At 70.9% G+C, this 13,000-nt stretch carries 13 protein-coding genes, 1 tRNA gene and 1 other RNA gene; 12 read left to right on the forward strand and 3 right to left on the reverse strand.

The genetic code is table 11. The features are described 5' to 3' along the window. Window positions 1-83 precede the first annotated feature (83 nt). The 10 genes from HCT63_RS17925 (at window position 84) to HCT63_RS17965 (ending at window position 8,931) form a co-directional block, all read left to right on the forward strand. Window positions 84-1,703 (forward strand): AMP-binding protein, encoded by a 1,620-nt coding sequence (locus HCT63_RS17925; protein ID WP_167008069.1) that lies wholly within the window; start codon window positions 84-86, stop codon window positions 1,701-1,703. 21 nt (window positions 1,704-1,724) lie between these two features. Beyond that, complete coding sequence (locus HCT63_RS17930; protein ID WP_167008072.1) at window positions 1,725-2,186, forward strand: peroxiredoxin; 462 nt, start codon at window positions 1,725-1,727, stop codon at window positions 2,184-2,186. A 150-nt stretch (window positions 2,187-2,336) separates the two neighbouring features. After that, window positions 2,337-2,411, forward strand: a tRNA-Val gene (locus HCT63_RS17935). A 118-nt stretch (window positions 2,412-2,529) separates the two neighbouring features. Next, complete coding sequence (locus HCT63_RS20305; protein WP_208322504.1) at window positions 2,530-2,709, forward strand: hypothetical protein; 180 nt, start codon at window positions 2,530-2,532, stop codon at window positions 2,707-2,709. Window positions 2,710-2,749: 40 nt separating this feature from the next. After that, window positions 2,750-3,142, forward strand: coding sequence for a zinc-binding dehydrogenase (locus HCT63_RS17940; RefSeq protein WP_208322505.1), 393 nt, complete (start codon window positions 2,750-2,752; stop codon window positions 3,140-3,142). Between the two features lie 44 nt (window positions 3,143-3,186). Further along, window positions 3,187-4,710 (forward strand): hypothetical protein, encoded by a 1,524-nt coding sequence (locus tag HCT63_RS17945; protein ID WP_167008078.1) that lies wholly within the window; start codon window positions 3,187-3,189, stop codon window positions 4,708-4,710. Between the two features lie 10 nt (window positions 4,711-4,720). Continuing rightward, a complete protein-coding gene (locus tag HCT63_RS17950; RefSeq protein WP_167008081.1) occupies window positions 4,721-5,872 on the forward strand; it encodes a Nif3-like dinuclear metal center hexameric protein in 1,152 nt (383 codons plus the stop codon). 152 nt (window positions 5,873-6,024) lie between these two features. After that, on the forward strand, window positions 6,025-6,729 hold the full coding sequence (locus tag HCT63_RS17955) for a C4-type zinc ribbon domain-containing protein (RefSeq protein WP_243843103.1): 705 nt from the start codon (window positions 6,025-6,027) through the stop codon (window positions 6,727-6,729). Further along, window positions 6,726-7,841 carry a bifunctional RNase H/acid phosphatase gene (locus HCT63_RS17960; protein ID WP_167008084.1) on the forward strand — a complete coding sequence of 372 codons (1,116 nt, stop codon included), beginning with the start codon at window positions 6,726-6,728 and terminating at the stop codon, window positions 7,839-7,841. The genes HCT63_RS17955 and HCT63_RS17960 overlap by 4 nt, the downstream gene beginning before the upstream one ends. A gap of 172 nt (window positions 7,842-8,013) precedes the next feature. Next, entirely contained in the window at window positions 8,014-8,931 is a 918-nt protein-coding gene (locus HCT63_RS17965) for a DUF559 domain-containing protein (RefSeq protein WP_167008087.1), read from the forward strand. A gap of 109 nt (window positions 8,932-9,040) precedes the next feature. On the opposite strand, the gene yaaA is transcribed toward HCT63_RS17965, so the two are convergent. Continuing rightward, window positions 9,041-9,805, reverse strand: a complete 765-nt coding sequence (gene yaaA / locus HCT63_RS17970) for a peroxide stress protein YaaA (protein WP_167008090.1) — start codon at window positions 9,803-9,805, stop codon at window positions 9,041-9,043. Window positions 9,806-9,871: 66 nt separating this feature from the next. On the opposite strand from yaaA, the gene HCT63_RS17975 reads away from it, so the two are divergent. Next, window positions 9,872-11,311 (forward strand): RNB domain-containing ribonuclease, encoded by a 1,440-nt coding sequence (locus tag HCT63_RS17975; RefSeq protein WP_167008092.1) that lies wholly within the window; start codon window positions 9,872-9,874, stop codon window positions 11,309-11,311. A 10-nt stretch (window positions 11,312-11,321) separates the two neighbouring features. On the opposite strand, the gene HCT63_RS17980 is transcribed toward HCT63_RS17975, so the two are convergent. Beyond that, a complete protein-coding gene (locus HCT63_RS17980; RefSeq protein ID WP_167008094.1) occupies window positions 11,322-11,903 on the reverse strand; it encodes a TMEM165/GDT1 family protein in 582 nt (193 codons plus the stop codon). 252 nt (window positions 11,904-12,155) lie between these two features. Here HCT63_RS17980 and rnpB point away from each other — a divergent pair. After that, window positions 12,156-12,559, forward strand: an RNA gene (gene rnpB, locus HCT63_RS17985) — RNase P RNA component class A. A 37-nt stretch (window positions 12,560-12,596) separates the two neighbouring features. Here the strand turns inward: rnpB and HCT63_RS17990 are convergent. Then, window positions 12,597-12,938, reverse strand: coding sequence for a DUF3817 domain-containing protein (locus tag HCT63_RS17990; protein WP_167008096.1), 342 nt, complete (start codon window positions 12,936-12,938; stop codon window positions 12,597-12,599). Window positions 12,939-13,000 lie beyond the last annotated feature (62 nt).

Raw genomic sequence — 13,000 nt, forward strand, 5'->3', positions numbered from 1 at the left:
TCGCGGAGATGACGTTTTCCGTTATATGTAACCGCCGGTTACACTTTCGAGCACGCATTCCGCCGACATCGTGAGGTGCCCCCATGACGAATGTGCTGCGTGGCCCCGGCCGCAACAGAGCCGACGTCGCCCTTCGCAGCGTGGCGACGTTGGCGCGGACGGGCATCGTGCGCCCGTACGGGCCGCGGACGCTCGCCCGGCTCGGCCTTGCGCTGACGAGGTGGGGCACCGGTCTCGCGGGGGGCTACGCGTCGCTCGCCGTGCGGGACCCGCACGGCATCGCCATCCACGACGAGCGAGGATCGCTCACGTTCGATGAGCTGCACCGGCAGGCCAACGCGTTGGCGCGCGGGTTCGCAGGGCTCGGCGTCGGCGAGGGCGACGCCGTGGCGGTGATGGCGCGCAACCACCGGTGGTTCGTCATCACCGCGGTCGCCGCCGGTCGGCTCGGCGCCGACGTCCTCTATCTCAACACCGCGTTCTCAGGCCCTCAGACCGCCGAGCTGCTCGGACGCGAGAAGCCGGTCGTCGTGGTCCACGACGAGGAGTTCGCCGACGTCGTGGCGGGAGCACCCGGGGACGTGCGCCGGCTGCTCGCCTGGACCGACACCTCTGGCCACGACACGGTCGCCGCGCTCGCTGCGGGGCACGACGGCGCGGACCTCGAGCCGCCCGGTCGCGAGGGTCACTCCGTCATCCTGACGTCGGGGACCACGGGCACGCCGAAGGGCGCGAGTCGCGGGTCGGGGTCGTTGAGCGCGGGCGCCGCGCTGTTGTCCCGCATCCCGCTCGAGGCTCGCCGGAGCGTGCACATCGCCGCTCCGCTGTTCCACACCTGGGGCTGGGGACACCTCAACCTCGCGATGCTGCTGGGGTCCACGCTCGTGCTCCGTCGGCGCTTCGACCCCCGCGACTTCCTCCGTACGCTCGACAAGCAGCGCTGCGACGCGGCCGTCGTCATCCCGGTCATGCTCCAACGCGCGCTGGCGCTCCCGCAGGCCGAGCTCGACTCGTACGACCTGAGCTCCGTGCGCGTCGTCGCCGCGAGCGGGTCGGCGCTGCCGGGCGACCTTGCGACGGCGTGGATGGACCAGTACGGCGACTCGCTCTACAACACGTACGGCTCCACCGAGTGCGCCTGGGCGACCATCGCGACGCCTGCGCAGATGCGGGCGCACCCGGGCACTGCCGGTGCACCGCCGATCGGCACGGTGGTCGCGCTGTACGACGACGCCGGGCGCGCGTCGTCCGGCCGGGGTGGGCGCATCTTCGTCCAGAACGGGCTTCCGTTCGAGGGGTACACCAACGGCAGCACCAAAGACGTCATCGACGGCCGGATGTCGACCGGCGACGTCGGCACGATCCGCGACGGGTTGCTGTTCGTCGAGGGGCGCGACGACGACATGATCGTCTCCGGCGGCGAGAACGTCTATCCGCAGGAGGTCGAGGACACCCTCGCGCGTCACCCTGCGGTGCTCGAGGCGGCCGCTGTCGGGGTGGAGGACGCCGAGTTCGGACACCGCCTCGTCGCGTGGGTGGCGCTGCGCGCGGACGTCCACGTGAGCGAGGGCGAGCTCAAGACCCACGTTCGTGAGCACCTCGCGCGATACAAGGTTCCACGGGAAGTACGCTTCGTTGACGAGCTGCCGCGCAACGCGACCGGCAAGGTGCTCAAGCGCCACCTGACACCGACTGACGACTGACGAGAGCGAGTGATCCCCTCCATGACGATCGAGATCGGTTCCGAGGCCCCGGACTTCACCCTCAAGAACCAGCACGGCGAGGAGGTGTCGCTGTCCGCGCTGCGTGGCAAGAAGACGCTCCTCGTGTTCTATCCGTTCGCCTTCAGCGGCATCTGCACCGGCGAGCTGTGCGAGCTGCGCGACAACCTGGCCGCGTTCAACGACCTCGGCGCCGAGGTGCTCGCGATCTCGTGCGACCCGATGTTCGCGCTGCGGGCCTTCGCCGAGAAGGACGGGCTGTCGTTCTCCCTGCTCAGTGACTTCTGGCCGCACGGCGAGGTCGCCCAGTCGTACGGGGTGTTCGACGAGGCCCGCGGGTGCGCGCTGCGAGGCAGCTTCCTGGTCGATGAGAGTGGCGTCGTGCGCTGGAAGATCGAGAACGGTCTGCCGGACGCGCGCGACCTGAAGACGTACCTCGGTGCGCTCCAGGAAATCTCTGCATGACCTCCCGCACAGACCCTGTTCTGTGCAAGACTTGACAACGCGTGGCCGCTGGTGACCCGAGACGCCAGCGGCCACGCCTCTGTCCTCCCCAGCCCCTCGTCGAAGCGATCGGGTAGGGTGAGGCGCCGCGCGGCAGGACGCGCGCGAGACGGGCGCATAGCTCAGCGGTAGAGCACCTCGCTTACAACGAGGCGGTCGGGGGTTCGATCCCCTCTGCGCCCACCAGCGGGGCGACCCGTAAGACAGGGAGGGGCCCTGCGAAGCACGTGGCGAAGACCAGGCACCGTGACCACGATCGGGGACCTCGGAGTGCATCGGTACGTGCTGTACGTGACCGACTTCGGTGCAGAACGGGAACACGCACGAGGAGGGGCTGAACGCGGCATGGCACGCGCCCCGTCGCTTCTGGGAGGACCCGAGCGAGGAGAACCGGGCCGCACTGCCGGAGTGGCTGACCTTCGACGGCGGCGACGTGCTCGGCCATGCGCGGACCGGGTCTGCGCGTGGACGTGCCCGAGGTTAGAGTCGAAGCGCAGATCCACGACTGCCGTCCGGGGGAACTCATGGCTGAGGCGATGCGCGCCGCGACTGTCACCGACTTCGCCGCGCCGCTCTCGATCACGAAGTGGGAGATTCCCCAGCCGGGCCCGGGTGAGGTCGCCCCTGTGCTGTGCGCCGGCGCCACCGCCGTCAGCCCGTCGGCGTTCGGGCAGTCGATCGGGTTCGCGAAGCGCGGCGGGACCATCTCGTACGTCGGGCTCCCGCTGGGGGACTTCCCGACGCCGATCTTCGACGTCGTCCTCAAAGGCCTCACGCTGCGCGGATCGATCGTGGGGACCCGGCAGGACATGGTCGAGGCCCTCGACTTCCCGACTCGGGAGTTCGGCGACATCAACGACATCTTCGACGAGATGGAGCAGGGGAAGATCGACGGCCGGATGGTGATCCAGTACTGATCTCGCAGGCTCCGAGCGCGCACGCACCGCCGACGTGGTCGACGGTGCGTCGTGTCGTGCGCTGGCTCGAGTCGGGGTCGCGCAGCGTCCTCCTCGCGGTGCTCGCCGTCACGACGCTACTGCGGCTGCCGTTCCTGTGGGCGCCGCTCTCGTCCGACGAGGGCGGGTTCCTCCTGGTCGCGGACCAGTGGGGCACCACGGGGGGAGAGCTGTACGGCAACCAGTGGGTCGACCGGCCGCCCGGGCTGCTCGTGGTGTTCCGGCTCGCCGACGCGGCCTCGGGTGTGCTCGGTGACCGCGTGGCGCTGCGGCTCGTCGCGCTCGCGCTCGCGCTCGTCGCGGTTGCCGCCGCCTGGTACGCGGGGCGGGCGATCGCGGGGGCGCGCGGCGCAGTCGCGGCAGCGGCGGTGATGGCAGCGCTCACCTCGACCCCGGTGTTCAGCGGTCCACGCCTGACGACGGCGCTGCCCGCGGTGGCGTTCGTGACGCTGAGCGTGGCGCTCGCGCTGGCGGCCACCACCCTCGTCGCCCGGCCCGCCACGAGGCGCCGGGCAGGGGCGGTCGCAGCGGCCGCCGGAGTCGCGGCTGCGTGCGGCGTGCTGATGAAGCAGAACTACGTCGACGGGTTCGTCTTCGCCGGAGTCCTGTGGCTGATCGGCGGCCGCCGCGCATGGCGGCTGATCGGAGGGCTGCTGCTCGGGGCCGCGGTCCCGATCCTCCTCGCCGCGGTCTGGGCTGCTTCGGAGGGACCCGGGATCGGTGCACTGTGGGATGCGCTGTACGGGTTCCGGGAGCGGGCGGTGGGGGTGATCATCGAGTCGAGCACCGTGGCTCCAGAACGACGGATGCGCACGTTCGGGCTGACACTGCTCGTCACCGGCGCCGCACTGCTGGCCGCACTCACCGTGCGGGCGGTGTGGAGGCGTCGCCGCAGCCCGGTCGCGCTCGCGACGGCGGCCGCGCTGGCGTACTCGGTGATCGGGATCGCCGGAGGTGGCTCGTGGTGGCGCCACTACGCGTTGCAGCTCGCGATGCCGCTGGCGCTCGGCGCCGCCCTCGCGGTCAGGGCGGGCCTGCTCCGCGTCACGCGGGTCGCGGTCGTGCTGGCGCTCGCGTCCACGCTCGTCGGTGTCCTCTGGCAGACCCCCGTGGCGATCACCGAGCGCCCGTCGAGCGGGACCGCGGTCGGGGAGTGGATCGCCGCGAGTGCCGAACCGGGCGACACCGGCTTCGTGGCGTACGGGTCGCCGCAGGTGCTGCGCGTCGCCGGGCTGAGCGCCCCGTACCCGTACTCGTGGAGTCTCCCCCTCCGGGTCCGCGACCCCGACCTGGAGCTGCTGACGGCGCTGCTCGACGCCCCCGACCGCCCTGTGTGGCTCGTCGAGATGGGCTCGTTCACCTGGTGGGGGATCGAGACCGAGGAGTTCGTGGCGGCGGTCGCGGAGCACTACCACCAGGTAGCGGACGTGTGCGGGCACCGGGTGTTCCTGCGCAACGACGTGCGGCGCGAGCTGGGGCCGTCGTCATGGTGCCCCGACCTGTACGGGCGGACGACCTCTCCGTCGTAGGGTGGCGGACGTGAACGAGCTGCGTGTACGGGACCTCATCGACCTCCTCGACTCGTGGTACCCGCCGGGTCACGCGGACTCGTGGGACGCCGTCGGCACCTCGGTCGGCGACCCCGAGGCGCCGCTGCGCCGTGTCCTGCTCGCGGTCGACCCTGTCCAAGCCGTCGTCGACGAGGCCGTCGCGTCGGAGGCTGACCTCGTCGTCACGCACCACCCGCTCCTCCTGAAGGGCGTGCACAGTGTCGCAGCGACGACGCCCAAGGGCCGCGTCGTGCAGGACCTCGTCCGGCACGGGATCACGCTGCACACCTGCCACACCAATGCCGACTCGCCCGTTCTCGGCGTCTCGGAGTCGCTCGCGCTCGCCCTCGGGGTGAGCGAGCTCGTCCCGCTCGACGCCGATCCGGTCGACCCGCTCGACGCCTGGGTCGTGTACGCGCCGCTCGACGCCGCCGACGCGGTGGCCGGCGCGATGCACGACGCTGGCGCAGGGGAGGTCGGTGCGTACGACCGGTGCCAGTTCGTGAGCGACGGCACGGGCTCGTTCCGTCCCGGTGACACGGCCGACCCGGCGATCGGGACGACCGGCGCGGTCGAGCACGTCGCGGAGCGGCGCATCGAGGTCGTCGCCGCCCGCAGGCTGCGCGGGGCCGTCCTCGCCGCAGTGCGGGCCGCGCATCCGTACGAGGAGGTCGCGTACACGGTCACCGCGATCGCCGACGTGCCCGACACCACGCGCGGCAGCGGCCGGATCGGGGTGCTCGAGGAGCCGATGAGGTTGGCCGACTTCGCCGCGCAGGTCGTGGCGGCACTGCCGACGAACCACGGCGTCGCCCGGATCGCGGGCGACGCCGGCTCCCTCGTACGACGCGTCGCCGTGTGCGGAGGGTCGGGCGACTTCCTGCTCGAACGGGCGCGCGCTGCGGGAGCCGACGTGTACGTCACCTCCGACCTGCGGCACCATCCGGTCTCCGAGCTGCGCGAGCAGCCGGGCGCACCGGCCGTGGTCGACGTCCCGCACTGGGCGGCGGAGTGGACGTGGCTCCCCGTCCTCGCCCACCGGCTGCGCGTCTGGCTCGCGGCGCGAGGGAGTACGGTGCAGGTCCAGGTCTCCACCCTCGTCACGGATCCGTGGACGTCGCACCTGGCCTGGTCGGGGTGAGCGGGGTGACTCGCTCGGACTCTGTCGACCACGCCTGGGCGAGGTAATACGGTGGAGTTCCCGGTCATGTCCAGCGGCACGGAATTTCGCCGTGCCCGTCAGAGGAGCCCACGCTGAAAGCTGACCCGTTCGACCAGCTCGCCCTGCTCGACGTGCAGGGCATCGACGCGCAGCTCTCGCAGCTCGCGCACCGCCGTAAGAACCTCCCGCAGGTCTCGGCGCTCGACGAGTTGCGCCGCGAGCGCGAGACGGTCCACGCGCGCAGCGTGCAGGCCCAGACGAAGGTCTCCGACCTGACCGCCGACCAGAGGAAGGCCGATGGCGAGGTCGCGGCCGTCCGTGCGCGCCGCGACCGCGACCAGACTCGGCTCGACTCGGGGCAGGTCACCAACCCCAAGGACCTCCAGAGCATCCAGAACGAGATCGTCGCGCTCGACCGCCGGATCGGCTCGCTCGAGGACGCCGAGCTCGAGGTGATGGAGGAGCTCGAGGGTGCCCAGTCCGAGCTCGCGCTTGCGACCGACGCGCTCGCGGCGCTCGACGCGCGGATCGCTGAGGAGCTCGGTGGGCTCGAGGACGCGACCAGCGAGATCGACGCCAAGGCTGAGGCGCTGCGCGCGGAGCGTGGCGCTGCGGTCGAGCGTGTCGCCGATCCGCTGCTCACGCTCTACGAGAAGGTCCGCAACAGCCATGGAGGTGTCGGCGCGGCCGCGTTGCGCCACAAGCGGTGCGAGGGCTGCCGGCTCGAGATCAACGGCGCCGACCTGCGCGAGATCGCGAGCAAGCCGAGCGACGAGGTGCTGCGCTGCCCGGAGTGCGACCGCATCCTCGTCCGTACCCACGAGGCAGGCCTGTGACCGGTCCCCGCCGTGTCATCATCGAGGCCGACGGCGGGTCCCGGGGCAACCCCGGCCCGGCGGCGTACGGGGCGGTGCTCCGCGACGCCGACACCGGCCAGGTGATCGCTCAGCGTGCGGAGACGATCGGCGTCGCGACCAACAACGTCGCCGAGTACACCGGGCTCATCGCTGGCCTCGAGCTGGTCGCCGAGCACGCGCCGCAGGCCCAGGTCGAGGTCCGCATGGACTCCAAGCTGGTCATCGAGCAGATGGCGGGCCGCTGGAAGGTCAAGCACCGCGACATGGTGCCGCTCGCCGCCCGTGCCCGCGAGGTCGCGCCGTCCGGCGTCGTGTGGACCTGGGTTCCTCGCGAGCGCAACAAGGCAGCCGACGCGATCCTTAACGAGGTGCTCGACGACGCAGCGGGCAAGACACGTCGTGCGGCGCCTGCCGAGTCGCGCCCCACCGAGCAGCCGCAGCCGCGCAATCCGATGGTGGGGTGGCGCGACCCGCTGGCGGATCCGCCCACGACGCTCACCCTCGTACGGCACGGGGCGACCGACAACACGGTGGCCAAGGTGTTCTGCGGTGACGGTGGTGCCGATCCGGGGCTCAACGACGAAGGCCGTGCACAGGCCCACCGTGCCGCCGCCTACGTCGCGCGCGAGGGTGCCGACGTGGTGGTGAGCTCGCCGCTGAGCCGGTGCCGCGAGACGGCCGAGATCCTCGCGAACGATCTCGGTGTCGAGGTGGTCGTCGACCACAGCATCGTCGAGGCGTCGTTCGGGGAGTGGGACGGGCTGACGTTCGCGGAGGTCCGCGAGAAGGACCCCGCGGTGCTCGACGCCTGGCTCTCCTCGACGGCAGTCGCGCCGCCGGGCGGCGAGTCGTACGACGCCGTCTTCGAGCGGGTCCAAAGGGCGCAGCGACGGCTCGTCGCCTCGTACGGCGGCAAGAACGTCGTGGTCGTGAGCCACGTGACGCCGATCAAGATGTTCGTCCGGCTGGCGCTCGACGCCCCGATGCCGGTCATCCATCGGCTCGAGCTGCAGCCGGCGTCGGTGAGCACGGTGCGCATCTGGCCGGACGGCATCGCGACCCTGCGCGCGTACGACGTCGTCCCCGCCTGACCCCCTCCTCCTTCCCCCGTCCGCGTTGTGAAAGCAACCTGACCGAATCTGCGCCGGGATTCGGTCAGATTGCTTTCACGACGCGGACGGAGCGTTGTGCACGGCGTTCGCGGTGTCCACAGGTCGGTGTTGAGGTCGTACGGAGGGCCGACGGGGGACACACCCTCCAGGAATGCGACCCATCCCCGCTGCCTTGCGCGACGGTCCGTTCACGATCACTCATGCCGAGTCCCATGGTGTCTCGTACCGCCAGCTGCGCGGGGCCCGCTTCCGGTGCCTGTTCCACGGTGTGTACGCGTGTGCAGATCTCGAGATGACCCTCGTCCGGTGGCTGCGTGCCGCGCTCCTCGTCCTCCCCGGGGACGCGATCGCGAGCCACGTCACGGCTCTGCGACTCTGGGGCGTCGAGATCAGGAGCCTCCACCCGCTGCACTTCTCCACGAACACCCGCCTGTATCGCCGGCCAGACGGCGTACGGCTCCATCGCCGCACCGGCAGGCTCCGCCCGTACGTGCGCGAGGGGATCGCGGCAACCGGAACCGAACGGACGTTCGTCGACTGCGCAACGATGCTCACCCTCGTCGAGCTGGTCCAGGCCGCCGACGGGTTGATCCATCTGGGCCGCACGACCATGGGCGACCTGAGCGCCTATCTCACCGCGTGCCACATTCACGGCGTGGTGCGCGCGCGTCGTGCGTTCGCCTACGCGTGCGAGAGAGTCGAGTCTCCGATGGAGACCGTCGTCCGACTTGCCTTGATCTTCGCGCGGCTTCCCGTGCCAGAGACGAACCGCACGATCTACGACGAGCGAGGGCGTTTCGTCGCGCGGTGCGATCTCGTCTACTGGACGCACAAGGTGGTCGTCGAGTACGACGGAGAGTGGCACGAACGAAGCCGGGAGCAGCGGGCTCACGACCGTACGAGGCGCGAGCGGCTGGAGAAGCTCGGATGGACCGTCATCGTCGTCCTGGTCGAGGACCTCAAGGACAAGCAGGCGATCGTCTGGCGCGTCTACGGTGCCCTGCGCGACGCCGGTTATGACGGAGCGCGGCCGCACTTCAACGTGATGTGGACGCGCTGGTTCGCGTGACCGTTGCCCCGTCCTCCGCGTTGCGAATGCAACCTGACCGAATATGCCGAGGGAATCGGTCAGGTTGCTTTCACCACGCGGACGGGAGGGCGGTGCGGAAGGGAGCGCGTCAGACCTCGGAGACGACGACGTCGAGACGGTGGCCCTGCTCCTCGACGGTCCACCCGAGGTCGCGCCACGCGTCGGCGAGTGCGCCGACCGTACGAGGGGCAGCGCCCTGGATGAGAAGCTCGCGCACGAGCCTGCCCTTGGTCGCCTTGTTGAAGTGGCTCACGACGGTGCGCTTGCCTCCGGACTCGTGGAGGACGCGCACGGTCGCCGTCCGGGCGAGGACGTCGCGCGAGGGCTTCCACAGCGCCGTGTACGTCGAGGACCGCAGGTCGATCAGCAGGCCCGACCCGAGGGTCTCATTGACGACCGGTCCGAGCGCGTCGCGCCACTGGCTCGCCATCGTGCCGAGGCCGGGCAGCGTCACGTGGCCGGAGAGCCGGTAGGCCGGGATCCGGTCCGCTGGTCGCAGCAGCCCGAACAGCGCGCTCGCGAAGGCCAGCGACCGGCTCGCGCGTCGGCGCGCGGCCGCGTCGAGCGTGTCGAGGTCGAGCGCGGCATAGAGAACCCCGTCGTACACCGCATCTGCCCGTGCCGTCGGCTGCGACCACAGCGTGGCATCACGCGTGACCGCGTCGGCCTGCGTGGGCCCGAGACCGAGCACGTCTGCGGCCTTGTCCGGATCGGTGGCGCACAGCTCGACGAGCACGTCCGCGATCCGCTGCCGGGTGGCGGTGAGATCGGGGAACGACAGCGTCGCGAGGTCGAGCGGACGGCCGCGCCGGAGGACGGACTTGCCTTCGGACGGGGGGAGGAGGACGAGCACGGAGCAAGCCTACGCAGCCGTCTTGGCAGCGAGTCGTCCGTCCTCGTGGTCGCTAGGGTGAGCGGCATGGCTCACGCGTACTACGCCGTCGCCCCCGAGGCCGTCCCCGCACTCGAAGGCCGCATCGACCTGCTCGCCGAGGAGCTCGGTGTCGACGCGGCGTTCCCGCCGGAGGTGCTGACCGAGGCCGATGCTGCGGCCGGCGCCGCCGCACTGCCCGCGCTCGATCGCACGGACCTGCCGCTGCTCACGATCGACCCGCCGGGTGCACGGGACCTCGACCAGGCGATGTTCCTCGAGCGCCGTGACGACGGCTACACCGTGCACTACGCGATCGCGGACGTCGCCTCGTTCGTCCGGCCCGGCGGCGCGATCGACCACGAGGCGCACCGCCGTGGCGAGACGTTGTACGCGCCGACGCGGCGGATCCCGCTCCACCCGCCGGCGCTGTCCGAGGACGCGGCGAGCCTGCTCCCCGGCGTCGTACGACCGGCGCTGCTGTGGAGCATCGACCTCGACGCGCATGGCTCGCAGGTGGGAGCCCAGGTCGTGCGGGCCCGCGTGCGGAGCACGGCGCAGCTGGACTACGAGGGGGTACAGCACCAGGTCGACGCGGGCGAGGGTCCCGAGACGCTCGGCCTGCTCCGCGAGATCGGCGAGCTGCGCCAACGGCTCGAGGCCGAGCGCGGCGGGGTCAGCCTGCCGCTGCCGACGCAGGAGATCGAGCCGGGCGCGGACGGGGCGTGGCGCCTGTCGTATCGAGAGCCCGTGCTGTCGGAGGGGTGGAACGAGCAGATCTCGCTCCTCACGGGCATGGCGGCCGCGGCGATGATGATCGAGGCACGGGTCGGTCTCGTACGGACGCTGCCGCCCGCTGACGAACGCGGCCTCGTCCGCTTGCGTCGGGCGGCGCGCGGTCTCGGCATCGCGTGGCCGGACGCGATGCCGTACCCGGAGTTCGTTCGTACGCTCGACCCTGCGCAGCCGCGGCACGTCGCGATGCTCGAAGCCTGCACGGGGCTCCTGCGCGGCGCCGGCTATGTGGCGTTCGACGGCGAGCTGCCCGCGCTCGTCGAGCACTCCGCGATCGCCGCCCCGTACGCGCACGCGACCGCCCCGCTGCGTCGGCTCGCCGACCGGTACGTGGGGGAGGTGTGCCTCGCGGTGAGTGCAGGCGAGCCCGTCCCCGACTGGGTGCGGCGCGCTCTCCCGGAGCTGCCGAAGGTGATGGCGGGCACCGGGAGGCTCGCGTCGTCGTTCGACCGGGCGGTGCTGGACCTGGTCGAGGCGGTGGTGCTCTCGGACTCCGTCGGCGAGACGTTCGAGGGCGTCGTCATCGACGCGGACGACAAGGATCCCGAGAAGGGCACCGTGCTGCTCGACGAGCCCGCGGTCGAGGGACGGGTCGTCGGGACGGCGCCGCTGCCGCTGGGCGAGCCCGTACAGGTCGTGCTCGACGAGGCGGACGTGGACGCGCGCGTCGTACGGTTCCGGCTCGCGCGCTGACCCACGTGCATCAGAGCGCGACGAGCCCTTCGATCAGCATCCACGCGCCGAACAGCGCGAACAGCGCCGCCGCACCGTACTTGATCGCCTTCTCGGGCAGCTTCTTGCCGAGCCACGCGCCGAGCATGATCGCGAGCGCGTCGGCCAGCACCATGCCGATCGTGCTGCCGATCCACGTGCCGAGCCAGTTCTCCTGCGTCGCGAGCGTGATGGTCGCGAGCATCGTCTTGTCGCCGAGCTCGGCGAGGAAGAACGCGCCGCCGACCGCCCAGACCGCGGCACCGCTGCTGCGCTGGGCCTTCTGCCGCTCCTCGGTGCTCAGCTGGTCACCACGCAACGTCCAGGCGGCGAAGACGAGGAACGCGACGCCGGCGGCGAGCGTGATCCAGTGCTGCGCGTCGGCGAACGTCTCGCCGATCCAGAAGCCGATGCCGACCGAGACGAGGTGGACCACCGCCGTCGCAATCGTGATGCCGAGAAGCACGTCGCGCGGGCGGTAGCGAGTGGCGAACGTCATCGCCATCAGCTGGCTCTTGTCACCAAGCTCGGCCACGAAGATCACGGCGGTGCTCAGGAGCAGGGCGTACAGCATGAAAAAGTCTCCTCGTCGCCTGGACGAGGAGACTGCCTGGACGGCCCCTTCGACCAGGCACGTCCATAGGGTCGTGTTGCTGGCCGAAAGTCTCGTCCGCGCCACCGAGGTGACGCCTTCCGTACCGGACCCCGGAGGGTCAGCGTGTCGACACGGACGTTGGGGACTACTCCCTTTCGCTGCGTCCATCGTACGCCCGGGTGGTGCGGCGACCAAACCGGGTGACAGGTGGGCTACTGTGACAGGCGCGGATGAGTCGGCCGGGCGGCCGCGTCGTCCTTGGTGCGCACCAAGGACGCCGAGGAAGGTCCGGACTCCACAGAGCAACGGTGGTGGGTAACGCCCACCCACGGTGACGTGCGGGACAGTGCCACAGAAAACAGACCGCCAGCGGCCTCACGCCTTGTGCGTGAGGTGCGGGTAAGGGTGAAACGGTGGTGTAAGAGACCACCAGCGCCTCGGGTGACCGAGGTGGCTCGGTAAACCCCACTGGGAGCAAGACCAAGAAGGGCCTCAGGGTCCGCGCAGGTGCTGACGCTGCTCGCCGAGCCTGCGGGTAGGTTGCTAGAGCGTCGCGGTGACGCGGCGCCGAGAGAGATGGTCGCCGGGGCGGGGAGACGTCCTGACAGAATCCGGCCTACAGGCCGACTCATCCGCCCTGACGGGGGTGTCGCGAGCGCCACCCCGTGTCGCTCAGCGGCGGACGGCGGTGCCGAGCAGGCCGCGACCGTCCGCCCAGACCCCGAAGAGCACCGTGAAGAACGGTGGGATGCTCGACGCGAGCGCGGCGACGGCGACCTTGAACGACCAGCCGAACGTACGCCAGGCGATCAGGCACATCACGACGTACGCGACGAAGATGCCGCCGTGGATCGGGCCGAAGATCTGCACGCCGACCTCGGTCGTCTCAAGGATCCACTTGAAGAACATGCCGATCAGCAGCCCCGCCCACGAGACGGCCTCGGCGAAGGCCACGACGCGGAAGGCGAGGCGGGTACGGGGATGGGTCTGCGGGGGAGTGGCGGTGACGGTCACGGCACCGACCGTACTGGGTGGGTCCGCACGACCCGAGCCTGGTTACGACGATGCGTCGTAGC

This window comes from Mumia sp. ZJ430 (assembly GCF_011751845.1).
Lineage (GTDB): Bacteria > Actinomycetota > Actinomycetes > Propionibacteriales > Nocardioidaceae > Mumia.

Coding starts and splice junctions, on each gene's coding strand:
- HCT63_RS17925 (WP_167008069.1), top strand. CDS start 84: ATGACGAATGTGCTGCGTGGCCCCGGCCGCAACAGAGCCGACGTCGCC.
- HCT63_RS17930 (WP_167008072.1), top strand. CDS start 1,725: ATGACGATCGAGATCGGTTCCGAGGCCCCGGACTTCACCCTCAAGAAC.
- HCT63_RS17940 (WP_208322505.1), top strand. CDS start 2,750: ATGGCTGAGGCGATGCGCGCCGCGACTGTCACCGACTTCGCCGCGCCG.
- HCT63_RS17965 (WP_167008087.1), top strand. CDS start 8,014: ATGCGACCCATCCCCGCTGCCTTGCGCGACGGTCCGTTCACGATCACT.
- HCT63_RS17975 (WP_167008092.1), top strand. CDS start 9,872: ATGGCTCACGCGTACTACGCCGTCGCCCCCGAGGCCGTCCCCGCACTC.
- HCT63_RS17980 (WP_167008094.1), bottom strand. CDS start 11,903: ATGCTGTACGCCCTGCTCCTGAGCACCGCCGTGATCTTCGTGGCCGAG.